Source organism: Martelella sp. AD-3 (genome assembly GCF_001578105.1).
Classification (GTDB): Bacteria; Pseudomonadota; Alphaproteobacteria; order Rhizobiales; family Rhizobiaceae; genus Martelella.
Genome location: NZ_CP014275.1, coordinates 3,156,079 through 3,180,746, shown reverse-complemented (window position 1 = coordinate 3,180,746; position 24,668 = coordinate 3,156,079). Strand labels below are relative to the sequence as shown.

The window sequence follows — 24,668 nt, the reverse complement described above, 5'->3', positions numbered from 1 at the left end:
TAACGGATTTATCCGGAAATGGCGAGAGGGGCGAACCGCCTCCGCCGCAGCCGAAGGGATAGAGGAACATGGATACGGAACAGGATCGTTGCCGGCTGGTGCTGATCGCGCCCGAGATCGCCGACATGAAGACGCAGGAGAAGGCCATCGCCGATGCGCTGCGCGGCGGGGACGTGGCCTCGGTCATTCTCCCGCAATATGGCGAGACGGCGGAAGCCTTTCAGAAACGCGCCGAGCTGATCGTGCCGATGATTCAGAACTATGAAGCCGCCGCCATCATCGCCGGGGATACGCGCGTGGCCGGGCGGGCGAAGGCCGACGGCATCCATGTCGAAGGCGGGACCGAGGCCCTTGCCGACGCCATGGATCGGTTTTCGCCGCGCATGATCGTCGGCGGCAGCGGGCCCAAGGACCGGCATCATGCGCTCGAGCTTGGCGAACTTAACCCCGACTACGTCTTCTTCGGCAAGCTGGACGGCGACACGCATCCCCAGACGCATCCGAAAAATCTGGAACTTGGCGAATGGTGGGCGTCCATGGTCGAAATCCCCTGTATCGTCATGGCGGGGAGCGAGCCGGCGAGCGTGATCGAGGCCGCGCTCACCTGGGCGGAATTCGTCGCCGTGGGCAAGGCCGTCTTTGCCGCGCCCGGCGGGCCGGCCGGCATGGTCGCCCAGATCAACGCCGCGCTCGACGAAAAAGCGCCACGGTTTGATTATTGAAGAGGTCATGACCGACCGCACCCGCATCACGCTCGCCGCTCTGATCCTCGCATTGGCGGTTCCCGGCGCCGCACTCGCGATTTCGGCGCGGGAATTCGCGACCGATGCGGACCTGGTCGCGGGCGCTGCCGGCGATCCGAGGCGCGGCGGAACGCTGTTGCCGCCCGGGATGGAGGCGGACGGGCCGGCCGACGCCTACAATTTCGAATTCGCGCAACTGACGCCGGCGATGGAGGAAGAGACGCCCGCGCCGCCGCAGCCGCCCTACGGCGGGCCGGTGGACGATGCCTACGGCGCCTATCAGCGCGGTCTCGTCGATGCGGCCTATGAGGCGGCGATGGCGCGCGCCGGGCGCGGTGATCCGCGGGCGGAAACGCTGATTGCCGAGCTTGTCGAGCGCAAGCTGATCGCGGAGGGCCGGGCGGGCGAGCCCGGTGACTGGTACCGGATGGCCGCCGATAGCCAGGCGCCGTTTGCCCTCAACCGCTACGGCATGTACCTGCTCGGCTCGGATGACGAAGCCGAACACGGAAAGGGACGGGACCTTGTCCGGCAGGCGGCGGAGGCTGGCGATCCGATTGCCGCCTTCAACCATGCGACCCTCCTTGTGCAGGAAACGCCGGGGGCCGAAGGGTTGGAACTTGCCCTGCCGTGGTTTGAACAGGCGGCCGAGGCCGACGTCGCCGATGCGCAGTATGCGCTCTCCCAGATCTACCGCGCGCTTGACGGCCTGCCTGCCGAAAAGCGCGCGCTCTGGCGCTACTGGCTGCGCCGTGCGGCCAATGGCGAACATGACACAGCCCAGCTCGAACTGGCGCTCGATCTCATAAACGGGACCGAGATGCCGCGCGACATCGCCGAGGGGGCCGAGTGGATGCACCGCGCCGCGCTTGCGGGCAATCCAGCCGCCGCCAGCCGGCTTGCCTATCTTTATCTTAACGGCATCGGCACGCCCGTCGACGAACAATCTGCCGCCGTTTTCTACCTCAGCGCGCGAAAGGTCGGTCTGCGGGATGACGCGATGGAGGACATGCTTGCCTCGCTTTCTCCGGAGGCTCTGGAGCGGGCAAGGCTCAGGTCCCGGGCCATTGCGTTGCGATACTAATACGGGTCGAGGCGGCGTAGTTCATTTCGTTTTCTATGTTATCCTCGCCGATTAACGTGTACGTTATAGAAACTCGGAGAGCATGAAATGCGACTGTCCCGTACCGATGGCGGGCTTGGTGGGGGAATGACTGCTTGTTGCAGCTTAGCTTTGTCGGACAGATGATTGGCAGCCTGGGACTGGGCGCCCTGATCGTTATGGGATACGGCCTGGTCCTGCGCCACTTTAGCGGGAAATGGTATGAGGACTATGCTAGCGCTGTCGTTCTCGCCTGCGGCGCCCTGGCCGCAATGACCAACCCGATCGTGCTCGAGTCCGGTTATATCTTCGATGCGCGTGCCGTGTTCATTGCGCTCGCAGGGCCTTTCGCAGGCCCGGGCGGAGCGGTCCTTGTCGCCGCCTGCACGGTCCTGCCGCGGATCATGATCGGCGGCGACGGCGTGACGGCGGGCGTCGCCGGGATCATCATAGCGGCCGGCGCCGGAATCATCTTCAACTGGCTTTTTCCCAACAAGCGCACGCCGGCCGGTTTTCTGCTGCTTGGCTGCCTCGCCGCTTTGATGGTGCTTTCGCTGTTCATGCTCGAGTTTCACACCGCGCTGACGCTGATGGAGAGCATCGGCTTCACGCTGACGCTCGTGAACATTCTCGGCATCGTCCTTCTCGGCTCGGCGCTCGAGGCCACCAAGCGCAACGCCGACTATCTGCGCGACGTGGAGTTCAACGCCGAGCGCGACCCGCTGACAGGGCTTTACAATCGTCGGGCGCTCGGGCAGTTCGAAGGCAGCCTCGGCCAGTCGGTCTCGCCCGACAAGCGGCATGGCTGCGTCGTCCTGTTTGACATAGACCGTTTCAAGTCCGTCAACGACCGCTTCGGCCATGCCCGGGGCGATGAGGTGTTGCAACGGGTTGCGGCGACCGTGACGAGCCGCATGCGCCGTTCCGATTTCGTGGTCCGTTTCGGCGGCGAAGAGATCGCCGTGGTTCTGCTCTCGACCTCCGTCGATGATGCCTATCGGATCGCCGAGCATATCCGTGCGCTCGTCGAGAAACTGGTTTTCGCCCATGAGGGGGAGACCTTCACGGTCACCGTCAGTGCCGGGATCGCCGCCTTCACGGTGGGGGAGACGAAGCTGGAAGAGGCGTTCGATTATGCCGATCGCGCGCTCTACCAGGCCAAGAATGCCGGGCGCAACCGCACGAAAATACTGTCCGTGCCGGTTTCCCGCGCGGCGGCGGCGCGGGCAAATGCCTGACAGGCCTTGAATTCCGCACCGTTCTGTGGTCATGAACCCGCCAACAGCCTGTTTGCCGGCGGGTAATCCCGCGCCGGCGCAATAAACGAGGATTTCCGGTCATGGCCCGTTCAGCCCTTCTCAATGTCATGGTTCAGGCCGCGCTCAAAGCGGGACGGTCGCTGACCCGCGATTTCGGCGAGGTGCAGAACCTGCAGGTCTCCATCAAGGGACCCGCCGATTTCGTCTCTCAGGCGGACGTGAAGGCCGAAAAGATCGTTCGCACGGAGCTCCTGCGCGCCCGCCCGACCTACGGCTTTCTCGGCGAGGAAGGCGGCGAGGAGAGCGGGAGCGACGGCCAGCACCGTTGGATCGTCGACCCGCTCGACGGCACCACCAATTTCCTGCACGGCATCCCCCAGTTCGCCGTTTCCATCGCGCTGGAGCGTTCCGGCGAAGTGGTTGCGGGCGTGATCTTCAATCCGATCCTTGACGAGCTCTACGTTGCCGAAAAGGGCGGCGGCGCGTTCTGCAACGACCGGCGCATCCGCGTCTCGGCACGCCGCAATCTTGCCGATGCGGTGATCGGCTGCGGCGTTCCCCATCTCGGGCGCGGCCAGCACGGCAAGTTCCTGGTGGAGCTTCGCCATGTGATGGGCGAGGTTGCCGGCATACGCCGTCTCGGCGCTGCCTCGCTCGATCTCGCCTATGTGGCCGCCGGTCGCCTGGACGGCTACTGGGAAGAGGGGCTTTCGGCCTGGGACATGGCTGCCGGCCTGATCCTGGTGCGCGAGGCGGGCGGTTTCGTTTCCGACGGCAAGGGCGGGCAGCAATGCCTGGAAACGGGCAGCGTCGTTGCCGGCAACGAAATGATCCGGATTGCGCTTTACGACCAGTTGCAGCGCCGGCTTGAAAAATAAGGCGCGGCGCTTCCGGTGGACCGAGACCTGTTTTCGTCGCATCGCTCTTCAAATCGCCGGCTTTTTCGAATAGAGCTTTGATACCGGACCGGAGGCGTGCTTCGGGCCCGTTCGGCCGTGCAGCAATGCCGGGCCGCTGCCAGCGATGAGCGGAGGACAGGACGCAATGTCGGATTTCGAACTCGAACAGGACGATCGCCGCCAATCCCAGCCGCGCGGTTACGCCCAGAAGATGTCGAGCCCGATGACCTTCGTCTGGACCATGGTCATCTTCCTGATTCTGGTCGGCTTTCTCGTCGCCATCCTCTACCGTCAGGCGCACGCCTATTTCATGACCAATCCCGGGCTGAACGGCCTGATCCTCGGCGTCCTGCTGATCGGCGTGCTGATGGTGTTCTCGCAGGTGCTGGCGCTTCGCCGGGAAGTCACCTGGCTCAATTCCTTCCGCGCTGCGGGAAGTGCGGATCGAGTCGGTCGCGACCCCAAGCTGCTTGCGCCGATGCGCGCCCTGATCGGCAGCCGCCAGACCATGGCGCTTTCGACCTCTTCCCTGCGCTCCATCCTCGATTCCATCGCCACGCGGCTCGATGAACAGCGCGATACATCACGCTATCTGGTCGGTCTGCTCGTCTTCCTCGGACTGCTCGGAACCTTCTGGGGCCTGCTTGGAACGATCGGCTCCATCGGCGATATCATCCAGAGTCTTGATCCGAATTCCGGCGACAGCGCCGATGTGCTGGACGCCCTGAAGGAAGGGCTTGCCGGTCCGCTGTCGGGCATGGGCACGGCGTTTTCCTCCTCCCTGCTCGGCCTCTCCGGCTCGCTGGTGCTCGGCTTCCTCGACCTGCAGGCGGGACGCGCCCAGAACCGTTTCTACATGGAGCTGGAGAACTGGCTCTCGACCATGACCGACGTCACCTCGGACCTGACGCCGGCGCTTGAAGGCGTTGCCAGCGGCTCGTCCGAACAGTTCGAAATCCTTGCCGAGGAACTGAGGCGTATTGCCGAGGCGAACGGCGCGGGCGCAAGCTCCGTTCCCGCCATGGCGCAGCTTGCCGAGGGCATCCAGGGCGTCGTCAAGAACATGCGCAACGAGCAGCAGATGCTGCGCGACTGGATCGAGGCGCAGCATGAGGAATCGCAGGAGATGCGGCGCACGCTGCAACGCCTTACCGACAAGCTCGGGGACCGGTAGCCATGGCGCTTGCCCGCAACCGCCGATCCAACCGCAGCGTCGACTACTGGCCCGGTTTCGTCGACGCGTTGTCGACGCTGCTGCTGGCAATCATGTTCCTGCTGACCGTCTTCGTGATCGGCCAGTTCATCCTGACGCGCGAAATTTCCGGCAAGGATGAGGTGTTGAACCGGCTGAACAGCCAGATCGCCGAGCTGACTCAGCTTCTGGCGCTGGAGAAAAGCAACAATCAGGATGCGAGCGACACGATCGCCGCGCTGCAGGCTTCGCTTGCCTCGGCCCAGGCCGAACGGTCGCGCCTGCAGGCTCTCCTGAGTGAGGGGGCCGGCGCCAGCGATGCCGCCGATGCGCGCATTTCCTCGCTTTCCGAGGACCTGGAGGCCGAGCGGCAGCTGACGGCCAAGGCGCAAAGTCAGCTCGCGCTGCTCAACCAGCAGATTTCCGCGCTTCGCGCCCAGCTTGCCGCGGTCGAGGAGGCACTGGAGATTTCCGAGGCCAAGGACGAGGCCTCCCAGGCGCGCATCGCCGATCTCGGCCGCCGGCTGAACACCGCGCTTGCGCAGAAGGTGCAGGAACTCAATCGCTATCGTTCGGATTTCTTCGGCAGGCTGCGGCAGATCCTCTCCGACCGCGAGAATATCCGGGTCGTCGGCGATCGTTTCGTGTTCCAGTCGGAGGTTCTCTTTCCCTCCGGCTCCGACGAACTGAATGATGACGGCCGGGCCGAGCTTTCCAAGCTGGCGACGGCGCTGCTGGAAATCGCGCCGGAAATTCCGGAGGACATCAACTGGGTGCTGCGCGTCGACGGCCACACCGATGACGTGCCGATCCGCCCCGGCGGCCAGTTTTCCGACAACTGGGAGCTTTCGACCGCGCGCGCGAATTCCGTGGTCCGTTATCTCATTTCGCAGGGCGTGCCGGCGACCCGTCTTGTGGCGGCGGGCTTTGCCGAATATCAGCCGATCGCGCCGGGCGATACGGCGGAAGCGCGCGCCCAGAACCGCCGCATCGAGTTCAAGCTGACCGAGCGCTGAGGCAGTGACCACGCCATTGGCGCGCCGGGCTTGCCTTCAGGCGCGCTCTTTTCTATTCTGCGAACTCCGCAAGGGCGGTACGGCGCGACGCGCCCAACCGCCGCGTTCTTTGTGAACGCTGTTCTTCCTGACAAGCGGACGAGGGTTCCTCCAGGAAGCATCCCAAGACGAACAGATGCTTGTTCAGGAGTGAGAAATGACCTTCGTTCTGCCCGCACGGGCTGCGCGCTGGCGGCCCGACAGCCGTCTTGTCGCGATCTTTCTGATGATCGGCGGCGTTGCCGCCTTCACTTTTGTCGATACGCTGACGAAAATACTGACGTCCCGGCACGAGCCGGTCATGCTTGTCTTCGTGCAATCCGGACTGGCTGCGGCAATGGTGCTGCCCATCGCGGCTTCGAAGGGCAGGGCGGGCTTTGTCATCAAGTCGCCGCGCCTGCTGCTGATCCGCTCGGCGCTCGGCGTTCTGGTCAGCTTCCTGATCTTTACCTCGCTGTCGCTGCTGCCCTTCACGGTGGCTTCCTCGCTGTTCCAGCTCGAGACCTTCTTCGTCATTCCGCTGGCGATCGTGCTGCTGAAAGAGAAGGCGGACTGGCGCCGCTGGCTGGCCGTTGCGCTCGGCCTTTCCGGCGCCTTCCTGATCCTCAGGCCGGGCAGCGAGGCCTTTCAGCTTGCCGGGCTCGTGGCGATCGCGGCGGCAATCGCGCTTGCTGCGAAAAATATCGTCCTGAAAATGCTGGCGATGAACGAGGCTTTCCTGCCGGCGCTGTTCTGGATGTATGCCTTGATGGCGGCGATCGCGGCCATTCCGGCGATGTTCTTCTGGTCGCCGATCGGGCTTGGCGATCTTGGGCTGCTGCTCTTGTCGGCGCTACTGGTCAATACCAGCAACTACTGCATGCTGAGGGCCTTTTCCATGGCCGATGCGGTGGCGCTGACGCCTGCCCTGCACATGGCGCTGCCGCTGGCGGTGATGATGGGTCTGGTGGTCTTCGGCGAATGGCCGCAGCCCATCGTCTGGGCGGGCATCGCGCTGATTTTCGCCGCCACCTTCATGCCGACGGGGCGCAAACCTAAACCCTGACGCTCAGGCGCTTTCCTCGGTGGAAAACTGCAGGCGCGCCAGGCGGGCATAAAGCCCGTTTCTGGCGACGAGTTCCTCATGCGTTCCTTCCTCGACGATATGGCCCTCATCCATCACCAGGATGCGGTCGGCGGAAAGCACCGTCGCCAGACGATGGGCGATCACCAGTGTCGTGCGCCCCTTCATCAGTTCGCCAAGCGCCTGCTGTACGAGCGTCTCGCTTTCCGCATCAAGCGCGGAGGTCGCCTCGTCGAGCAGCAGGACCGGCGCGTCGCGCAATACGGCGCGGGCAATGGCGATGCGCTGGCGCTGGCCGCCGGAAAGGGTGATGCCGCGCTCGCCCGCCATGGTATCATAGCCATCCTCAAGCCTTTCGATGAAACCGTCGGCCTGGGCGGCAATGGCCGCGGCACGCACCTCGTCGCGGGTCGCATCCGGTTTGCCGAGCGCGATATTGTCGTGAATGCTGGCGGCAAAGATCGCGACATCCTGCGGCACCAGCGCAAAGCGGGCGCGCACGGCGTCCGGATCCGCCTTGCGCAGATCGACGCCGTCGAGGCGGATTTCGCCCTCATCAGGGTCGTAGAAGCGCAGCAGAAGCGAGAACAGCGTGCTCTTGCCCGCGCCCGAAGGGCCGACGACGGCGACCGTTTCGCCGGCCTTCACGGAAAGAGACAGGCCGTTGAGCGCCCCCGCCTTGGCGCCGCCGGTCGGGTAGCGGAAGGAGACGTCGTGCACGTCAAGCGCCCCGCGCGGCTCTGCGGGCAGCGCCAGGGGATTGGCCGGCGCCTTGATGGCGGATGGTTCCATGAGAAGCTCGCTCAGGCGTTCGGCGGCGCCCGCAGCCAGCGAAAGCTCGCCCCATACCTCCGAAAGCTGACCGAGCGCGCCGGCCGCGAGCACCGAATAGAGCAGGAACTGGCCGAGCGTGCCGCCGCTCATCGTGCCGGAGAGCACGGATTGCGCGCCGAACCAGAGGATCGCGGTGATCGAGCAGAACACCATCGAGATCGCCACCGCCGTCAACCCGGCCCGCGCCTTGAGCGTGGACCGCGCGGCGGCAAAAGCGTTCTCGACGCTGCGGCCATAGCGCCCTGCCGCCATTGTCTCGGCGGTGAAGGCCTGCAGCGTGCGGGTCGCGCCAATCGCCTCGCTGGAATAGGCGGTGGCGTCGGCAAGCTGGTCCTGGGCGGCGCGCGAACGCGTGCGCACATTGCGGCCTGCGGCAATCAGCGGCAGGACCACCAGCGGGATCGCGACGATCACCAGCACGGAAAGACGCGGCGAGGTGTAGATCATCATCGCCAGCGCGCCGAGGCCCATGATCAGGTTACGCAGCGCGATCGAGGCGCTCGCGCCGAAGGCCGACTTGATCTGCACCGTGTCGGCCGTCAGCCGGGAGACGATCTCGCCGGACTGGTTGATGTCGAAGAAGGCGGGCGACAGCCGGATGACGTGGGCGAAGACGTCGCGTCTGAGGTCGGTGACGACCCGCTCGCCGAGGATCATCACGAAGAAATAACGCAGCGCGCTGGAAACGCCGAGCGCCAGCGCCATCAGGCCCAGCACCAGGAAATAATTGTTGATGAGCTGGGCATCATCGGTCGAAAAGCCATGGTCGATCACCCGGCGCACGGCGACCGGCAGGGCGAGGGTGACGAGCGACGCCGTGAGAAGGAACACCAGCGCGCCGGCAACCAGGCCGCGATAGGCGGCGATATAGGGCAGGATCGCTGTCAGCGGGCGGAGCTCCTCGGCCCTGCCGCCCTTCGTCTTGGCACTGCTGCTCACGGGAATTTCCTTCACTCTTGCGCCCGCCCGATATTGCGTCAGGCGGCTCTTGTTATTCGGCCCACGTTCCTGTATAGCGACCGCAACCTCATCGACAGCCGTGGGCTTTTTTACGGTCACACGGCTTTGTTTATTCAATAGGCCCGGCGGGCGCAATGGCAGCCGGCCCGGTAACGAGCTTGCAGGAACGAGAGTTATGAAGGCTGATATTCATCCCGACTATCACATGATCAAGGTCGTCATGACGGACGGCACGGAATACGAGACCCGCTCGACCTGGGGCAAGGAAGGCGATGTGCTGAACCTCGACATCGACCCGACTTCGCACCCGGCCTGGACCGGCGGTTCGCAGCAGCTCCTGGACCGCGGCGGCCGCGTCTCCAAGTTCAACAAGCGCTTCGGCGGGCTCGGCATCTGATCTTCCGGTCAGACACGAACTTTCGAAAACCCGGCCTTCGCGCCGGGTTTTTTGTTGTCATCCGGTCGCCTGCGGAATGGCTCGACGGAATGTCCGGACAAAAAAAGCCCAGAGACGGACAGCGCTAGCGCATCGGCCCGGGTTCTGGACTTGTGGTTCAAGATCATTGCCGGACTGGAGACCGGCACTTGCTGGACGCAAGTCGAGACGGGACCGGGGCTCCAATTCGGGCCCTCGAGGGGCATATTTTGCAGCTCCGGTTTGAAGCAGCCACGTTTCCTTGGCACGGATAAGCCGTTTTTGCGCCATGTTCCTTGACCATCGGGCGCCAATGCCGGACCTTGTGCGAATGACCTCTTCAAGCTCGATTTTCAGGCAACACATCGCCCGTCTGGCCGAAATTCCAAGTTCTTTCAAAGCGACGGCGCTCCCGCAGCACTGGGATCGCGACGAGCCGGGCGTGTTTGATGCCCGCAGGCAATTGGAGATCCGGCAATTTCTTCACAGGGCATTGCCTGATTTCGATCTTCCAGGGGCTGTCTTCGACGCCGGCGGCGACAAGGTCTTGAGTGTCGATGAAACAGAGAAACTGCCGGAAAACCTTGCCCTGCCCGAAAACGGTGACGAGGGAATTGCTTTTCGCGCATGCAATGGCAGGCTGGTTGTACTGTTCAACCTGAGACGCCATTGGTCTTCTGTACCGGATGATGCGCTTTGGCTGGCGCTCGAACTCGATCAAGCCTTTGTCGAAGAGGTAACCCTCACTTCAGGCGCGCGCCTTACCGGAAGTGAATATCAACTGCTCGGCTGCCTGCTGGCGGGTTTTGACCTGAAGGAGGCCGCCGCGGCGCTCAATACCTCCTATGATACCAAGCGCAAGCAGTTACAGGTCATCTTCCAGAAATTCGATGTCGCCAGCCAGGCTGCGCTCACGCGCACACTCTCCCTCCGTTTGCTGGGATTTTTCACCGAGGCATTCGGCCGCCGAGCGCCGGCCAGTCCGGAGCGGACATTGCTCAGACGGCATTATGGCCGCGATGTTCTCGTGCATTCGGTTGCGCTGGAAAACGGCACTGAATTGCCGGTCTGGGAATTTGGCGACCGGAAGGGAAAGCCCTGCCTTTATTTCCACAGCCTGCTTTCCCCGACCGTGCTGTGCAACGACAAGGTAAAGATACTCAACCGCAACGGGCTACGCTGGCTGGTCGTGCCGCGTTTCTTCTCTCCCGGGGCCTCGAGCGCCGAACCTTCGCATGTTCTGGAAACCCAGACCGAAGCCGTTGCGGAATATATCAGACACTTCGTTGGCGGCCCGGTAACCTGTGTGGCGACAAACGCGGGCGTTTCCTGGGCGGTCCATTTCGCGGCGCGTTTTCCCGAACTGACCGAATGCCTGATGCTTGCCGGAGTGCCGCATCCGCCCTCCATGGCCTCAGGGTCGAAAAATCGCGGGCTGCAGAGCGCGCTCACCAATGCCTCCCGGAAAAACCCGCATATTTTCGCCGCTCTTGTCAGGGCTTATGCGGCCATTGCGCGCAGACCCGAGCTTGCCGGGCGCGCCTACCGCCACGGCTATCGCGAATCGCCTGCCGATCTCGCCGTGATAGAACACTATATCGACACCGGATGGGCGCTGGACTGGTTGTCCCTGATTGCCGAGCGCTCAACGACAAGCATCGTCGCCGATCTGGCCACAAATCAACGCGACTGGGCCGCGCAGGCAAAGACGCTCCCCATGCCGGTGTCGCTTTTGCAGGGCGCGCAGGACAAGATGTGTCCTCCGGAAGTCGCTTCCGAGCTGGCGACACAGATAGCCGCGCCCCTTGCCATCGTACCGGACGCCGGCCATCTTCTCGTCGTCAGCCATTTTGAGCTTCTGGCTGCGCATTTGCGTGACGCCCCGCCGGAACAGCGCGCGGAAGTCAAGACGTCGGGCGCCGTAAGCGGTAAGAAGCAAGCCTCTTGCGTTTGATCCCTTTCGCCAAGGCATAACGCGATCGCTCCAGAACAACAGCCTCGAATAGCCGCTTGCCAAATGATAATTTGGCTGGCGAGCCGTCCTACCCCCCAAATGGGGGGCGCGCTTCCGATATCTTCACTTTAGCCTCGCCAAGCGCTGCGCTGAAAAATGCGCGATTTCAAAAGTGAATGATGGAGTTAGGGGCAATGAACAAGAACTTTCTGGCTGCTCTAGCAGGCACCGCAATGATCGCGGTGGCCGGATGCAGCAGCACGTCCGGCAACAGTTCTTCGGGGGATCCGGGCAATGGCGGCGGCGGCGCACCGGGAGGCCAACCCGGCGGCGGCGACGGCAGCTACACCGTTGGCGGAACCACTGTTCAACTGAGGAACGGATCCGTCACGACGGTTGCCGATGCGACGGGCGACTATACCGAAGATGACAATGGCAACATTTCGGTTAGCTTCACATCCGGCACCTATAACGGCCAGAGCCTGTCCTTCAGCGAGGTTGGCAGCACCTCCGAGCTGAACGGCCAGACAGCGACACTGGAAGCATTCCTCGGTTCCGAAGATGACAACAGCTCTTCGGGCGCCATGTATATCACCGTGGACGATGAAAATGACGAGGGGAACGGCGACTTCATCGCTCTTTACAGCGGCGACACCATATCCGATCTGCCGCAGGAAGGCACTGGCACCTATCGGGGCGACTATTTCGGCGAGGCGCAGAATGGCGCCGCCGGCGGCCTGGTGTCCGGCTCGAGCGCAATCACCGTCGACTTTCAGAACGGCGCGGTTTCGGGTGATTTCAGCGACCTGACCATCTATGACGGCGACGCGCCGATCGGCGCCATGGACGATGTTGGCTTCTCGGGCACTATGGACAAGAACAGCGCTGCCTATGTGGCTGACAGCGTGACGATCGGCGGTGATCCGGCCGGCGAAGGCTCCAGCGTCAAGGGTTCGCTTTTTGGCGGCGGCGCGAGTTCGACGGCCGGCAGTGTGGCTGCCTTTGACAATGCCGACAATCCGACCAAGGCAACCATCGGCGTGTTCCAGGCGAACCGGGCAGACTGAGACCGATGACCGACCGCAGATCTGAGCCGCGCGCGCGAGACCCGGCGCGCGGCCTGGAGCAGCGGCTGGAGCGCACAAAGCGCTTCATGCTCGCGTTCGCCCTTGGCTTATTCACGATGGGCATTCCGCAAGTGGGCTTCGCAAAACAGTCCAGCGTGACCGGTTTTGACGCGGTGCGCGTGCTGGTCGAATACGGGCGCTACGAAGATGCAATGGCGCTGGCGGAAAGCTTTGCCGCCGACGAAAAGGGCAAGACGCTTGCCGCTGCCTTCACGCAGGCTCTCATTCTGGAGCAGCAGGGCCGGTTGCCGGAAGCGGCAAGCGCTCTTCGCGCCATTCTTTCGCAAAATCCGAAAGCCCGCAACGTCCGGCGCGAACTTGCCGGCGTTCTCTACGAACAGGGCGAGGGCAACGCATCGCTGCATCACTTCGAACTTCTGGCCGGAAGCGCCAGCAGTGCCGAAGAGCGCAGGTTCTACGAACGCCTCGCCGCCAGGGCCCGCACGATCCGTCCCTGGTCGCTTGGCGGCTATCTCTCCATAGCCCCCAGCACCAACATCACCGAAGCCCCCGACGCCGATCTCGTCTATGTCGGCGGCATTCCCATACTGCCTGCCAAGAAGAAAAGCGGCATCGGCTATGGCTATGGGGTGGACGGATCCTACCGTTTCGACCTCGATGAAATCTCATCGATCACCATAGGCGGCGGGGTGAACGGGAACTGGTATCGTGATACCAGCTTCAACACGAGCTACTTCGACAGTTTCGTCGATTATCGCCGCGAAATGGGTGACTGGACGGTGACCGGCGGTGTGGTCGGCCAGTATGTGATGAAGGGCGAAGAGCCTTATCGCTGGTCGCTCGGCCCGGCTTTCTCGCTGAGGCACAATATGGGCCGAAAGGGCGTTACAACGTTGCGCGGCCTGTGGCGCAAGCTTGATTACCACGACCGCGATGCGCTCGACGGCAGCGAGACCGTGCTGGGAATCAGCCATCTCTACGCCATCTCGTCCGCAAGTTCGGTGCGTTTCGGCGGCAATGTCAGCTTTGTTGACGCCGCGAACGACACCAACAGCTATGTCCGGTTCTCCCTGAATGCGCAATATTTCCGGGAATGGAGTTTCGGAGCGATTTCCGATATCTCGATTTTCGCGGACGATCGCCGATATCAGGATATAACCTATCTCGCGGGCGAAAAACGCTCCGATCAGCGTATCCAGGCCTCGCTGGGCATCACGCTGCGCAATCTGGCGGTCAGGGGCTTCGCCCCACGCCTCGAATATGCCTACACGCAGAACTTCTCGAATATCGATGTCTATGATTTTTCGAAGAACACGATATCAACCTATCTGACGAAGAAATTCTGAGCTCCGCCGTGTTCGCTCCCGGCATTTGATGGATTGGCTTATGTGGCCCGTGACCATTGCTGGAGTGGAGGCCGGCAATGATGGCGCGACCTCTTCCACCTGGTTTGCGAAGGCGAACGGCCGCCGCTTGGCAGGATGGCATGACAGTTCGTGGCCGTCGCCATACAGTCCAGACCTCGATGGAGGTGCGCTTCGCCAGACGCAAGGCACTCGTCAAAAAGTGGACGAGAGAGCCGCGGAACGACGCGGAGACGAATAGAAGAACGCCCGGAGACGTTCAGCCCCCGAGCGTTGTCCAGCTAGATCAGACATGCAGGTTAGGGTTCAAGACAACCCGAGAGACTTTGGAGCGCCGCGCGTCCATTCGCACGCACGGCGATCTAACCTGTTGAAACTACGCATCATGCTTTCCGAAAATCGGGTCCGATTTTCGCGCCGATACGCTAGAGCAACTTGCCCATGGCGACCGCGACGTCGGCCATGCGGTTGGAGAAGCCCCATTCATTGTCGTACCAGGAGAGCACGCGTACGAGCTTGCCTTCCAGAACCTTGGTCTGCTGGGCGGCAAAGATCGAGGATGCCGGATCGTGGTTGAAGTCGCGAGAGACGAGCGGCTCGTCATTGTACTCGAGAACGCCCTTCAGCTTGCCCGCGGCCGCTTCCTTGATTGCGGCGTTGACCTCTTCCGCCGTCACGTCCTTGGACGGCACGAATTTCAGATCAACGACCGAAACGTTCGGCGTGGGAACGCGGATCGAGGAACCGTCGAGCTTGCCCTTCAGTTCCGGAATGACGAGACCGATCGCCTTCGCCGCGCCGGTGGACGTCGGGATGATCGACAGGGCCGCCGCGCGGGCGCGGTAAAGGTCCTTGTGCATGGTGTCGAGGGTCGGCTGATCGCCTGTATAGGAATGGATCGTGGTCATGTAGCCACGCTCGATGCCGAACTTCTCGTTGAGCACATAGGTGATCGGCGCGAGGCAGTTGGTGGTGCACGAACCGTTGGAGACGATCATGTCGTCCTTGGTCAGCGTGTCCTGGTTGACGCCGTAGACGATCGTCTTGTCGGCGCCGGCCGAGGGAGCGGAAACCAGAACGCGCTTGGCGCCAGAGGCCAGCAGCATCTCGGCCTTTTCCTTGGCAGTGAAGATGCCGGTGCATTCCAGCGCGATGTCGACGTCGCTCCAGGGCAGTTCCTTCGGGTCGCGGATGGCTGTGACGCGCATCGGGCCGAGGCCGGCATCGATCGTGTCGCCGTTGACGGTGACCTCGTGCGGGAAGCGGCCGTGCACCGAATCATATTTCAGCAGATGAGCATTGGTTTCAACCGGGCCCAGATCGTTGATGGCGACGACTTCGATGTCCTTGCGGCCCGATTCGACGATGGCGCGCAGAACATTGCGGCCGATGCGGCCGAAGCCGTTGATGGCAACTTTAACTGTCATGGTAGGGACTCCCTATTCGCGAGTAGATATATTTTACAAAGCTCAAAGCCGCCGGATGACGCCCCAGGAGACGGCCGGGCGCACGCCCCGAAGACCGCCGCAGCGAAAACGGCCATCGCGCGCCGGCGGGCCGGCTGCCTCGATATAAGCGCTTTTTGCCGGAAAATCAGCCTTAAACAGGCAGAATGACGTCATTTTCGGCAAGGGCAGCCCGGCGCGGGCCGGGCTGCCCAATTCAATCCTTTGAAGTCGCTTATGCGCGCTTCTTTTCGACCGCCTCGACAATCGCCTCGGCGGTGATGCCGAAGTGCTTGAAGAGATCAGAGCCCTTGCCGGATGCGCCGTAGCCGTTCATGCCGATGAAGATGCCGTCGGTGCCGATGAAGGCGTCCCAGCCCATGCGGATGGCTGCCTCGACGCCGACCTTGATCGGCGAATTGCCGATGATCGCCTTCTGGTAATCTTCCGGCTGCTCGAAGAACAGTTCCATGCAGGGCACGGAAACGACGCGGGTGGCAATGCCCTTGCCGTCGAGGACCTTCTGGGCTTCCACCGCGAGACCGACTTCCGAACCGGAGGCGAAGATCGTGACTTCGGCTTCATTGGCCGGGATCAGATCATAGGCGCCCGTGGCGCAGAGGTTCTTCTCGGAATAGTCGAGACGCACGGCCGGCAGGTTCTGGCGGGTGAGCGCGATGCCGGAGGGCGCATGCTGGCTCTCCAGCGCGAGCTGCCAGCATTCTGCCGTTTCCATGGCGTCCGCCGGGCGGAACATCAGCAGGTTCGGGATCGCGCGCAGCGAGGCCATCTGCTCGACCGGTTCATGGGTCGGGCCGTCTTCGCCGACGCCGATCGAATCATGCGTCCACACGTGGATGACGCGGATGCCCATCAAAGCGGCAAGGCGCACCGAAGTGCGGCAATAATCCGAGAAGATCAGGAAGCCGCCGGAATAGGGGATCAGCCCGCCATGGAGCGCGATGCCGTTCATGGCGGCCGCCATGGCATGCTCGCGGATGCCCCAGTGGATGAAGCGACCGGAGAAATCGTCGGGCGTGATCGACGGCGTCTGGCTGGTGTTGGTGTTGTTCGAGCCGGTCAGGTCGGCGGAGCCGCCGATCGTTTCCGGGATCGCGCCGTTGATGACTTCCAGCGCATTCTGCGAGGATTTGCGCGAGGCAAGCGTCGGCTTTTCGTCGGCCAGCTTCTGCTTGTACTTCTGCACCGTACGGTCGAACGAGCCGGGCAGCGCGCCGGAGAAACGGCGGTTGAACTCGGCCTTGATCTCGGCCTTGGTGCCCTCAAGCCGCTCTTCCCATTCAACGCGCGACTTGGTCGAGCGCAGGCCGGCGACGCGCCATGCGTCCAGAATGTCTTCCGGCAGTTCGAAGGGGGCGTATTCCCAGCCGAGCGCCTTGCGGGTTTCGGCGATTTCCTCGTCGCCGAGCGGGGAGCCGTGGGCCTTGTTGGTGCCGGCCTTCTTCGGCGCGCCGTAACCGATGGTCGTCTTGCAGGCGATCATGGTCGGCTTGTCGGACTTCTGGGCTTCCTCGATTGCCGCGGCAACCTCGTCCGGATTGTGGCCGTCGATGTCGATCGTGTGCCAGTTCGCGGCGCGGAAGCGGGCGTGCTGGTCAGTCGAATCGGCAAGCGAAACGGCGCCGTCGATGGTGATCGAGTTGTTGTCCCAGAAGAGGATCAGCTTGGAAAGCTTCAGATGGCCGGCAAGGGTGATCGCCTCCTGGCTGATGCCTTCCATCAGGCAGCCGTCGCCGCACAGCGCATAGGTGTAGTGATCCATCAGCGCGTCGCCGAACTCGTCGGCAAGCTTGCGTTCCGCGATCGCCATGCCGACGGCATTGGCGATGCCCTGGCCGAGCGGACCGGTGGTGGTCTCGATGCCGGAGGCGTGGCCATATTCCGGGTGGCCGGCGGTCTTGGAGCCGAGCTGACGGAAATTCTTCAGGTCCTCGAGCGTCATGTCCTCATAGCCGAGGAGATAGAGCAGCGAGTAGAGCAGCATGGAGCCATGGCCCGCAGACAGCACGAAGCGGTCGCGGTTCGGCCAGTTCGGGTTCTTTGGATCGAACCGCATGAACCGGGTGAACAGCACCGTCGCGACATCGGCCGCGCCCATCGGCAATCCGGGATGTCCCGAATTGGCCTTCTGCACGGCGTCCATGGAGAGGAAACGGATCGCGTTGGCCATCCGGTTGTGTTTTTCAAGAGAAGTCATGTGTTCTTCGCTTTTCTTGATTCTTGAGAGATTGCGTTGGTCATTGGGAGCCCGGCCATCCGGCCGGTCGGCAGTGCTGCCGGCTAAACTACAGTGTTGCCCGAAGCAATCAAGGCGGCAAATCCGAAAGCGCCTCGCTGGACCTCGAGCCCGAAAACGCGAGGACACTACACCATTTCATTTTGGCCTGCCACAGCTTAACCAGCCTCGCTGCAATATGGTGCATGACTTGCCTCCGTTCAGCCGGTTTCGCGCTTCTAAATCGATTGATAAACGAATTCTTTCCCTGTTTCATTGTTTTATGACAAATCCTCGGCCAGTCGCGCGCTTACAAATCCGTCCCCTTCGCCCTCAAAGGCCGTCGGTCTTTGCGATCGGTCGGCCCTGCGTCAAGTTTCCACTTGACAATCATGGGCCTCAGTTGACCTCGGCTGTTAACTCTCCCTAAGATCACGATGAAATTTCGGGCATCTTGGCGATTCGGAAGGCCAGATTTTCACCCTGCGGTGGCGGTCTTCCGAGGTGTTCATGCTATGCGCGTCTCTCTTTTTAGAGGAAAGGCAATGGTGGCGGAAACAGGGCGGCTGCAAAACGCGCTTGAAGCGCTTGAGAAGGCGCTTTCGGGCCTGGAGAGCGCCGTCGACGCCCGTACGGAAAAGCTCCAGAACCGGGAAGACCTCGAAAATGAGGTGCGGATCGTGCATGAGGACCGCGCGGGTCTTGCGCGCGAACTGGACCAGGCGCAGTTTCGGGCAAACCGGCTGGAGGAAGTCAACCGCGAAGTCTCCCGCAGGCTGGTCACGGCGATGGAGACGATCCGCTCCGTTCTCGACCACGAAAGATAGGCCGGAAAGAGGAAGAGATGGCGCAAGTCACCGTCAATATTGATGGCAAGGCCTATCGAATGGCCTGCGAGGCGGGGCAGGAGGACCACCTGGTCGATCTCGCCGCCCGGTTCGATTCCTATATCGGCAATCTGCGCGGCCAGTTCGGCGAGATCGGCGACCTGCGGCTGACGGTGATGGCGGGCATCATGATCATGGACGAGTTGCACGACCTGCAAGCCCTTGTCGATGCCAATTCAGCCGAGCTTGAGGAACTGCGGGCCACGGCGGGGTCCGCGGACAACGCGCGGGCGGCCCATGACGATGAGGTGGCGGCCGTTCTGGAAAATCTCGCCGAGCGGCTTTCGACGCTTTCCAGGAAGGTGTCGGGCGCCGACAAATAGCCGGTTTTCCGGAGGTCCGGAGACGCTTCTGGCGATTTCGGAAAAATCATGGCTGCGACTTCATTTCCCTCTGGCGGGCGGAAGGCCAGAGCCTTATATAAAGGTTACGGTCTGCGCTTCTCGACAGGAATCAACGAATCCCCGGGGCCTTACTCGATCCTAAGGGAGCTGTCCCTGACCTCGCTCGTGGGCTTGGTTATATGGCGCCCACCTACTTCTGTAGGCGCCCAGGATCCAACCGATTCCATCGGTCGCCGTGGACCGACTTTTTTATGCGACGCAGGCAGGACATGCGTGTGAACGACGTGCCAGACAGCAAGCCGGACATGCGCAATCGCAGCCTCAAGCGCCGGGACGCGATGACGGCGGAAGAGCGCCGTGCGAAAAGCCTGGCGATCGCCACCCATGGCGCCGAGGCGCTTGCTCCCGAGATTGCCGGAAAACGCGTCGCCGGTTATCATCCCATCCGCTCCGAGGTCGATGTCGGCCTGCTCATGACGTTGCTGGAAAAGGCCGGCGCGGCGCTGGCGCTTCCCGCCGTGATCGACCGCGAGACCATCGTCTTTCGCAGCTTTCGTTCGGGCGAGGCGCTCGTTGCCGGCGGCTTCGGCACCCGCGCGCCGGGCGAGCAGGCAGCCGAAGTCGATCCCGATATCCTGCTGATGCCGCTTTCGGTCTTTGACGAGGCCGGCAACCGCATCGGCTATGGCGCCGGCCATTACGACCGGGCGATTGCGCGCCTTGCCGGGCGCGGCAGAAGGCCGCTTCTCGTCGGCATCGCCTTCGATCTTCAGGAAGTTCCTGCTGTTCCCGCCGAATCCCATGATGTGCCGCTCGATGCGATCATCACCGAAAGCGGTTTCCGGCGGACGGAAAACCGGGACTGAACCGTCCTTTCCGGCGTGTTTTCGACAAAAACCATTTGCATGAAAGCCTTGGGGCGTTAGAGCCTGTCTGCACGAGTGCCGGAACGCCGAGGGTTCCGGCATGCGCCGTACGGGACAGATTGGATTTTTCATGCGTTTGCTTTTTCTCGGGGACATGGTCGGCAAGACGGGCCGCAAGGCGGTGTGGGACCGCCTGCCGGGCCTCATCAGCGATCTGAGGCTCGATTTCGTGATCGTCAACGGCGAGAATGCCGCCGGCGGCTTCGGCATCACCGAGACGATCTTCCAGGAAACCATCAATGCCGGCGCCGATGTGGTCACCACCGGCAACCACGTCTGGGACCAGAAGGACGCGATCATCTTCGCCGACCGGCACGAGCAGTTCCTGAGACCCGCGAACTATCCGGCCGGCACGCCGGGCAGGGGCTCGAGCATCCATTACGCCCGCAACGGCGCGCGCGTGCTCGTTGCCAACATCATGGGCCGCGTGTTCATGCATCCCGAGCTTGATGACCCCTTCAAAGCGGGCGAGGACATTCTCGGCGCCTGCCAGCTCAAGGACCAGGTGGACGCCATCGTCTTCGATTTCCACGCGGAAGCCACCAGCGAGAAGCAGGCCTTCGGCCATTTCGTCGATGGTCGCGCGAGTCTCGTCGTCGGCACCCACACCCATGTGCCGACCGCCGACTGCCAGATCCTCAACGGCGGAACCGCCTATATGTCGGATGCGGGCATGTGCGGCGATTACGATTCCTCGCTCGGCATGGACAAGGAGGAGCCGCTTTCCCGGTTTGTCTCCAAGATGAACAAGTCCCGCTTCGAGGCGGCGACCGGCCCGGCGACCATCTGCGGCGTCGGGGTCGACATTTCCGACAGGACCGGCCTCGCCGAGAAGATCGCGCCGCTTCGCCTCGGTCCGAGGCTTTCCGAAACCATTCCGGACTTCTGGCTTTAGCACCCGCGGCATAATGCGCATGTCATATTCGTACTGAATAAAGCGCTTTCGCCGGGGAGGCAGCTTGCCTGACAGTCGCCGGCAGGACGAAAGCGGGACCAGCACGGCATGAACTTCCTCAATACCTTTCAGCTTTTTCCGATCCTCGACAGCGCGCTCAGCCTGATCATCGGCTTCATCTGCGGCACGGCGATCGGCGCGGAACGGCAGTATCGCCAGCGCAGCGCCGGCGTGCGCACCAATGCGCTGGTCGCCATCGGCGCGGCGGCCTTCGTCGATCTCGGCCAGCGGGTGGCGGGAGATGTCGAGGCGGTTCGCGTCATCTCCTACGTGGTCTCCGGCATCGGCTTTCTCGGCGCCGGCGTGATCATGAAGGAGGGCTATAATGTGCGCGGCCTCAATACCGCCGCGACGCTCTGGTGCTCGGCCGCCGCCGGCGCCAGCGCGGGGGCCGACATGCTGGCAGAAGCGGGGCTGGTCACGATCGTGGTGCTTGCCGCCAACACCCTGCTCCATCCGGTCGCCGACCGGATAAACCGCCTGCCGCTCAACCCCAATGCCGGCGAGGCCATGTTCGTCGTACGCGTCGTCACCAGCGAGGACAGGATCTCCGCCGTGCGCCGCCGGCTCTTCGAGGAACTCGACCGCGCCCATTATCCGGTGCGCGACATCGAGATCGAGGAGCGCGAGGATGGTCTGGTCGAGATCGGCGCCACGCTCGTGCGCACCGCCGTCATCCACGCCGAGATCGATACGCTTGTCGCCGGCATGGTCAGATGGCCGGGCGTTGCCAACGCCTATTGGGAGAACGAGGCGGCCGACTGAGCGGCTTCGGCGCGACAAAACGCGCGCGAGCGATGATTGCATCCAAGGCGTGTTTTTTCTGACATGATCGCGGCATTGTGGCATTCTTGCCCTTCCGTCCGGCCTTTGCCAGCGAAGGCCGACGTCTGCGTCGCAGCGGTTTCGGCAAGGCGCGCCGCGCGAGACGGCGTTGTGGAGATCGACCGGCGACAGGCCGAAGCTTCGCCCGGCAAGCCTCGCGCTTGACAAATGGAAAAGCCTGTGTTCAACATTGAACAAACGATTGTCTAGGCCGTAATAATAGCTCTGGAGGGGAATCGGATTGCCGGTTTCGAGCATGCGGCAGGGTCTCCGTTGACGGGAACCCGGCTTGACGCGTTTGAAAAAGGGAGGAAAACAATGTTGAAATGGACAAGCAAACTTGTGGGCTGTCTCGCGGCGGCCGCTATGGCCTTGGCGGGAGGCGGCGCGCTGGCGCAGAGCGACTATCCGACCCGCCCGATCACATTCGTGGTTCCCTACGCGGCAGGCGGAGCGACCGATGTTGCCGTTCGCGTCATCGCGGAGGCGATGGCAAGGGATGTCGGCCAGAACATCGTCGTCGTCAACAAGGCGGGCGGGGGCGCGACCATCGCGGCGAAAAGCGTCGCGGAAGCGGCGCCGGACGGATATACGGTGCTTGTGGCGGTGGCGGCCAATCTGATCACCAATCCGATCATTCTGGATAATGTCGGTTACGACCCGATTGCCGATTTCGAGCCGGTATCCCTGCTCAGCGCCAATCCCGTCATCCTTGTCTCCTCGAAAGAGTCCGGTTTCACGACGCTCGGGGAGGTGATCGAGGCTGCCAAGGCCGATCCGGGCGTCATTCCGGTCGCGTCCTACGGCATCGGAACGCCCAGTCATCTCGCCATCGAATTGCTCGAGGCGCAGGCGGGTATCGACCTGATCCATATTCCGTTCAACGGGGGCGCGCCGGCCCAGACCGCGCTGATGGGCGGTCACGTGCCGCTGATGATGAATATTCTGCCCAGCGAGGTGGAGCCGCTGAAGGCCGGCGAGGTCGTCGGGCTGGCCATCGGTCAGATGAAGGAATCCGCGTTCGCGCCGGGCGTGCCGACCTTCTCCGAGGCCGGCGTGAAGGATTTCGAGGCATTGACGTTCTTCGGCCTGGTCGTTCCCGCCGGAACGCCGGGGGAGATTGTCGAGCGGTTGAATGCCGCGGCCCAGATCGCCCTGACCGATGAGAATGTTGTCGCCACGCTTACCCGGCAGGGCATGGCGATATGGCCGACCACGGCTGAGGGCTTCGGTGAGATGATCGCGACCGAAACCACAAAATGGGCGCCGATCATCAAGGCTGCAGGCCTCAAATAACCCGCGCGCGGGCGGACGATCGTCATCCGCGTCCGGGCGCGTCGGCCGATGAACGGTCGCTGTTCTCCGATTGCCGGACACGCCGAAGGGCAAAGCCGGATCATCAGGCGGTTCGTCTTATCCGCCTGATGATCCCAGACCCTGCGGCCGAAATCCGGCGGCGGGCCCCATCCACGGTTTCAGACAGGTTGTGACACCATGAGCGAAGCTCCGAATATCCTATTTATCGTCGTCGATGAACTGACGGCCGATATCCTGCCGACATACGGCCACAAGGTCGTCAAGGCGCCGAACCTGACCCGCCTGGCCGAGCGCAGCGTGGTCTTCGACGCGGCCTACGCAAACTCGCCCATATGCTGCCCGAGCCGCGCCTCGATGATGTCGGGACGCCTTGCGCCCGCGATCGAGGCCTGGGACAATGCCACGCCACTTGGTTGCGATGTCCCCTGCATTCCGCATTTTCTCGGCAATCTCGGCTATGACACGACGCTTGTCGGCAAGATGCATTTCATCGGCCCGGACCAGCTGCATGGCTATGAAAATCGACTGACCACGGACATTTATCCCTCGGATTTCAGCTGGACCGCCAATGCGAAAATGCCCAGGACGGCGCCCAACATTGCCGGCGTGAGCATGCGTCCCATTCTCGATGCCGGACCATGCAAGCGCAATCTTCAGATCGATTATGACGAAGAGGTTCAACTGCTGGCCGAGCAGTATATCTGGGACAAGGCGCGTGACCGGAAGGACAAGCGTCCCTTCTTCCTGACCGTTTCATACACCCATCCCCATCCGCCTTTCGATGCGCCGCAACCATACTGGGACATGTATGAGGGCGCGGAGATCGATCTTCCGCGCGTCGGGCCGATCGACCCGGACAGGATGGATCCGTTGAGCCTGCAACTCTACTACAATCATCGCCGCCATGAGATGCCCGTTGCCGAGGAGAATGTGATTGCCGCCAGGCGGGCCTATTACGCCATGGTCACCTGGATCGACGAGCGCATCGGAAGGCTGCTCGACACGCTTGAAGACGCCGGCTTCGGCGACGACACAGTCATCGTCTTCACCTCGGATCACGGCGAGATGCTGGGCGAACGCGGCATGTGGTTCAAGATGTGCATGTTCGAATATGCCGAGCGGGTGCCGTTGTTTGTGTCATGGCCGGAACGCTTTGCTCCGCGCCGGATCAGGCAGAACGTGTCGCTTGTGGACCTTCTGCCGACATTCATCGATTTTGCCCGCGGCAAACATGAAGATCCGCTGCCGTGCGAGGAGACCCTTGACGGCCGTTCCCTGCTCCGTTTCCTGCAGAGCGGCGCCGATGCGAACTGGCCCGATCTGGTGATCTCCGACTTCAATGCCGGCGGCTCTCCGGCGCCGGTCAGGATGGTGAAGGAGGGCGCCTGGAAATTGATCCGGATCGGGACCCTCGCCAATCTCCTCTTCAATATCGAGGAAGACCCCGAGGAACTGTGCGACCGCAGCGCCGACAAGGACGCCGAGGGCATCCTTGCCCGTCTGTTATCGCTTTCGGAGCACGGCGGGTATGATCCGGAGGTCATCGCACAGCGCGTGCTGCTCAGCCAGGAGCGCCGACGTTTGATCCACACGGCCACGAAGGCGCGACGAGCGCCGGTAAGCTGGAACTGGAAGGTCCGGCCGGACGACGATGTGCGGTTCGTGCGCGGCGGCGGGCCGGTTTACGGCGAGGATCCCACGAAGGCGAGGGCCAGGCTCCCGCTCGCCAGTTATATCCCGGAGGAGTCCGAGATCACGGGCTAGAGCGCCGTGCGTCCATTCGGACGCACAAAGGACGCTCTAAC

21 protein-coding genes and 1 other RNA gene are annotated in these 24,668 nt (G+C 62.7%); 19 read left to right on the top strand and 3 right to left on the bottom strand.

What is annotated here, in order from left to right; translation table 11 throughout:
* The first annotated feature begins 68 nt into the window (after positions 1-68).
* From AZF01_RS14750 to AZF01_RS14720, 7 genes are all read left to right on the top strand, one after another.
* Positions 69-722, top strand: coding sequence for a thiamine phosphate synthase (locus AZF01_RS14750; protein ID WP_024706520.1), 654 nt, complete (start codon positions 69-71; stop codon positions 720-722).
* Positions 723-729: 7 nt separating this feature from the next.
* Positions 730-1,827: a tetratricopeptide repeat protein gene (locus tag AZF01_RS14745; RefSeq protein ID WP_024706519.1), complete on the top strand. Its 1,098-nt coding sequence runs from the start codon at positions 730-732 to the stop codon at positions 1,825-1,827.
* A gap of 134 nt (positions 1,828-1,961) precedes the next feature.
* Entirely contained in the window at positions 1,962-3,083 is a 1,122-nt protein-coding gene (locus AZF01_RS14740) for a diguanylate cyclase (RefSeq protein WP_152534438.1), read from the top strand.
* A gap of 101 nt (positions 3,084-3,184) precedes the next feature.
* Positions 3,185-3,982, top strand: coding sequence for an inositol monophosphatase family protein (locus AZF01_RS14735; RefSeq protein WP_024706517.1), 798 nt, complete (start codon positions 3,185-3,187; stop codon positions 3,980-3,982).
* Positions 3,983-4,148: 166 nt separating this feature from the next.
* Positions 4,149-5,177 carry a hypothetical protein gene (locus AZF01_RS14730; RefSeq protein ID WP_024706516.1) on the top strand — a complete coding sequence of 343 codons (1,029 nt, stop codon included), beginning with the start codon at positions 4,149-4,151 and terminating at the stop codon, positions 5,175-5,177.
* Positions 5,178-5,179: 2 nt separating this feature from the next.
* Complete coding sequence (locus AZF01_RS14725; RefSeq protein WP_061449704.1) at positions 5,180-6,211, top strand: peptidoglycan -binding protein; 1,032 nt, start codon at positions 5,180-5,182, stop codon at positions 6,209-6,211.
* Between the two features lie 196 nt (positions 6,212-6,407).
* Positions 6,408-7,295, top strand: coding sequence for a DMT family transporter (locus AZF01_RS14720; protein WP_024706983.1), 888 nt, complete (start codon positions 6,408-6,410; stop codon positions 7,293-7,295).
* 3 nt (positions 7,296-7,298) lie between these two features.
* On the opposite strand, the gene AZF01_RS14715 is transcribed toward AZF01_RS14720, so the two are convergent.
* The gene (locus AZF01_RS14715; protein WP_036236245.1) at positions 7,299-9,086 is read right to left on the bottom strand and encodes an ABC transporter transmembrane domain-containing protein; all 1,788 of its coding nucleotides are present in this window, start codon (positions 9,084-9,086) and stop codon (positions 7,299-7,301) included.
* Between the two features lie 196 nt (positions 9,087-9,282).
* On the opposite strand from AZF01_RS14715, the gene rpmE reads away from it, so the two are divergent.
* The 4 genes from rpmE (at position 9,283) to AZF01_RS14695 (ending at position 13,910) form a co-directional block, all read left to right on the top strand.
* On the top strand, positions 9,283-9,504 hold the full coding sequence (rpmE, locus tag AZF01_RS14710; protein WP_018066325.1) for a 50S ribosomal protein L31: 222 nt from the start codon (positions 9,283-9,285) through the stop codon (positions 9,502-9,504).
* A 331-nt stretch (positions 9,505-9,835) separates the two neighbouring features.
* Positions 9,836-11,476 carry an alpha/beta fold hydrolase gene (locus AZF01_RS14705; protein ID WP_024706984.1) on the top strand — a complete coding sequence of 547 codons (1,641 nt, stop codon included), beginning with the start codon at positions 9,836-9,838 and terminating at the stop codon, positions 11,474-11,476.
* A 194-nt stretch (positions 11,477-11,670) separates the two neighbouring features.
* Positions 11,671-12,543 (top strand): hypothetical protein, encoded by an 873-nt coding sequence (locus AZF01_RS14700; RefSeq protein WP_024706985.1) that lies wholly within the window; start codon positions 11,671-11,673, stop codon positions 12,541-12,543.
* Between the two features lie 5 nt (positions 12,544-12,548).
* Positions 12,549-13,910, top strand: coding sequence for a surface lipoprotein assembly modifier (locus AZF01_RS14695; RefSeq protein WP_024706986.1), 1,362 nt, complete (start codon positions 12,549-12,551; stop codon positions 13,908-13,910).
* A 443-nt stretch (positions 13,911-14,353) separates the two neighbouring features.
* Here the strand turns inward: AZF01_RS14695 and gap are convergent, their stop codons facing one another.
* Together gap and tkt are read right to left on the bottom strand one after the other, a co-directional pair.
* A complete protein-coding gene (gene gap / locus AZF01_RS14690) occupies positions 14,354-15,355 on the bottom strand; it encodes a type I glyceraldehyde-3-phosphate dehydrogenase (protein WP_024706987.1) in 1,002 nt (333 codons plus the stop codon).
* A 253-nt stretch (positions 15,356-15,608) separates the two neighbouring features.
* Positions 15,609-17,591: a transketolase gene (tkt, locus tag AZF01_RS14680; RefSeq protein ID WP_061449703.1), complete on the bottom strand. Its 1,983-nt coding sequence runs from the start codon at positions 17,589-17,591 to the stop codon at positions 15,609-15,611.
* Between the two features lie 563 nt (positions 17,592-18,154).
* Here tkt and AZF01_RS14675 point away from each other — a divergent pair.
* The 8 genes from AZF01_RS14675 (at position 18,155) to betC (ending at position 24,627) form a co-directional block, all read left to right on the top strand.
* On the top strand, positions 18,155-18,436 hold the full coding sequence (locus tag AZF01_RS14675) for a DUF4164 domain-containing protein (RefSeq protein ID WP_024707985.1): 282 nt from the start codon (positions 18,155-18,157) through the stop codon (positions 18,434-18,436).
* Positions 18,437-18,453: 17 nt separating this feature from the next.
* A complete protein-coding gene (locus tag AZF01_RS14670) occupies positions 18,454-18,819 on the top strand; it encodes a cell division protein ZapA (RefSeq protein ID WP_024707984.1) in 366 nt (121 codons plus the stop codon).
* Positions 18,820-18,924: 105 nt separating this feature from the next.
* A non-coding RNA gene (ssrS, locus tag AZF01_RS14665) (6S RNA) lies at positions 18,925-19,086 on the top strand.
* Between the two features lie 59 nt (positions 19,087-19,145).
* Positions 19,146-19,706: a 5-formyltetrahydrofolate cyclo-ligase gene (locus tag AZF01_RS14660; protein WP_161633028.1), complete on the top strand. Its 561-nt coding sequence runs from the start codon at positions 19,146-19,148 to the stop codon at positions 19,704-19,706.
* 130 nt (positions 19,707-19,836) lie between these two features.
* Positions 19,837-20,661, top strand: a complete 825-nt coding sequence (locus tag AZF01_RS14655; protein ID WP_024707982.1) for a TIGR00282 family metallophosphoesterase — start codon at positions 19,837-19,839, stop codon at positions 20,659-20,661.
* Between the two features lie 108 nt (positions 20,662-20,769).
* Positions 20,770-21,486 carry an MgtC/SapB family protein gene (locus AZF01_RS14650; protein ID WP_024707981.1) on the top strand — a complete coding sequence of 239 codons (717 nt, stop codon included), beginning with the start codon at positions 20,770-20,772 and terminating at the stop codon, positions 21,484-21,486.
* Positions 21,487-21,864: 378 nt separating this feature from the next.
* Positions 21,865-22,842 carry a tripartite tricarboxylate transporter substrate binding protein gene (locus tag AZF01_RS14645; protein WP_036236999.1) on the top strand — a complete coding sequence of 326 codons (978 nt, stop codon included), beginning with the start codon at positions 21,865-21,867 and terminating at the stop codon, positions 22,840-22,842.
* 198 nt (positions 22,843-23,040) lie between these two features.
* The gene (gene betC, locus AZF01_RS14640; RefSeq protein ID WP_024707979.1) at positions 23,041-24,627 is read left to right on the top strand and encodes a choline-sulfatase; all 1,587 of its coding nucleotides are present in this window, start codon (positions 23,041-23,043) and stop codon (positions 24,625-24,627) included.
* Positions 24,628-24,668: the final 41 nt, after the last annotated feature.

Bases quoted from the DNA above. Each gene is read 5' to 3' on its own strand.
- AZF01_RS14750 (WP_024706520.1), top strand. From the start codon at position 69: ATGGATACGGAACAGGATCGTTGCCGGCTGGTGCTGATCGCGCCCGAG.
- AZF01_RS14745 (WP_024706519.1), top strand. From the start codon at position 730: ATGACCGACCGCACCCGCATCACGCTCGCCGCTCTGATCCTCGCATTG.
- AZF01_RS14735 (WP_024706517.1), top strand. From the start codon at position 3,185: ATGGCCCGTTCAGCCCTTCTCAATGTCATGGTTCAGGCCGCGCTCAAA.
- AZF01_RS14730 (WP_024706516.1), top strand. From the start codon at position 4,149: ATGTCGGATTTCGAACTCGAACAGGACGATCGCCGCCAATCCCAGCCG.
- AZF01_RS14725 (WP_061449704.1), top strand. From the start codon at position 5,180: ATGGCGCTTGCCCGCAACCGCCGATCCAACCGCAGCGTCGACTACTGG.
- AZF01_RS14720 (WP_024706983.1), top strand. From the start codon at position 6,408: ATGACCTTCGTTCTGCCCGCACGGGCTGCGCGCTGGCGGCCCGACAGC.
- rpmE (WP_018066325.1), top strand. From the start codon at position 9,283: ATGAAGGCTGATATTCATCCCGACTATCACATGATCAAGGTCGTCATG.
- AZF01_RS14705 (WP_024706984.1), top strand. From the start codon at position 9,836: ATGCCGGACCTTGTGCGAATGACCTCTTCAAGCTCGATTTTCAGGCAA.
- AZF01_RS14700 (WP_024706985.1), top strand. From the start codon at position 11,671: ATGAACAAGAACTTTCTGGCTGCTCTAGCAGGCACCGCAATGATCGCG.
- AZF01_RS14695 (WP_024706986.1), top strand. From the start codon at position 12,549: ATGACCGACCGCAGATCTGAGCCGCGCGCGCGAGACCCGGCGCGCGGC.
- gap (WP_024706987.1), bottom strand. From the start codon at position 15,355: ATGACAGTTAAAGTTGCCATCAACGGCTTCGGCCGCATCGGCCGCAAT.
- tkt (WP_061449703.1), bottom strand. From the start codon at position 17,591: ATGACTTCTCTTGAAAAACACAACCGGATGGCCAACGCGATCCGTTTC.
- AZF01_RS14675 (WP_024707985.1), top strand. From the start codon at position 18,155: ATGGTGGCGGAAACAGGGCGGCTGCAAAACGCGCTTGAAGCGCTTGAG.
- AZF01_RS14670 (WP_024707984.1), top strand. From the start codon at position 18,454: ATGGCGCAAGTCACCGTCAATATTGATGGCAAGGCCTATCGAATGGCC.
- AZF01_RS14660 (WP_161633028.1), top strand. From the start codon at position 19,146: ATGCGCAATCGCAGCCTCAAGCGCCGGGACGCGATGACGGCGGAAGAG.
- AZF01_RS14655 (WP_024707982.1), top strand. From the start codon at position 19,837: ATGCGTTTGCTTTTTCTCGGGGACATGGTCGGCAAGACGGGCCGCAAG.
- AZF01_RS14650 (WP_024707981.1), top strand. From the start codon at position 20,770: ATGAACTTCCTCAATACCTTTCAGCTTTTTCCGATCCTCGACAGCGCG.
- AZF01_RS14645 (WP_036236999.1), top strand. From the start codon at position 21,865: ATGTTGAAATGGACAAGCAAACTTGTGGGCTGTCTCGCGGCGGCCGCT.
- betC (WP_024707979.1), top strand. From the start codon at position 23,041: ATGAGCGAAGCTCCGAATATCCTATTTATCGTCGTCGATGAACTGACG.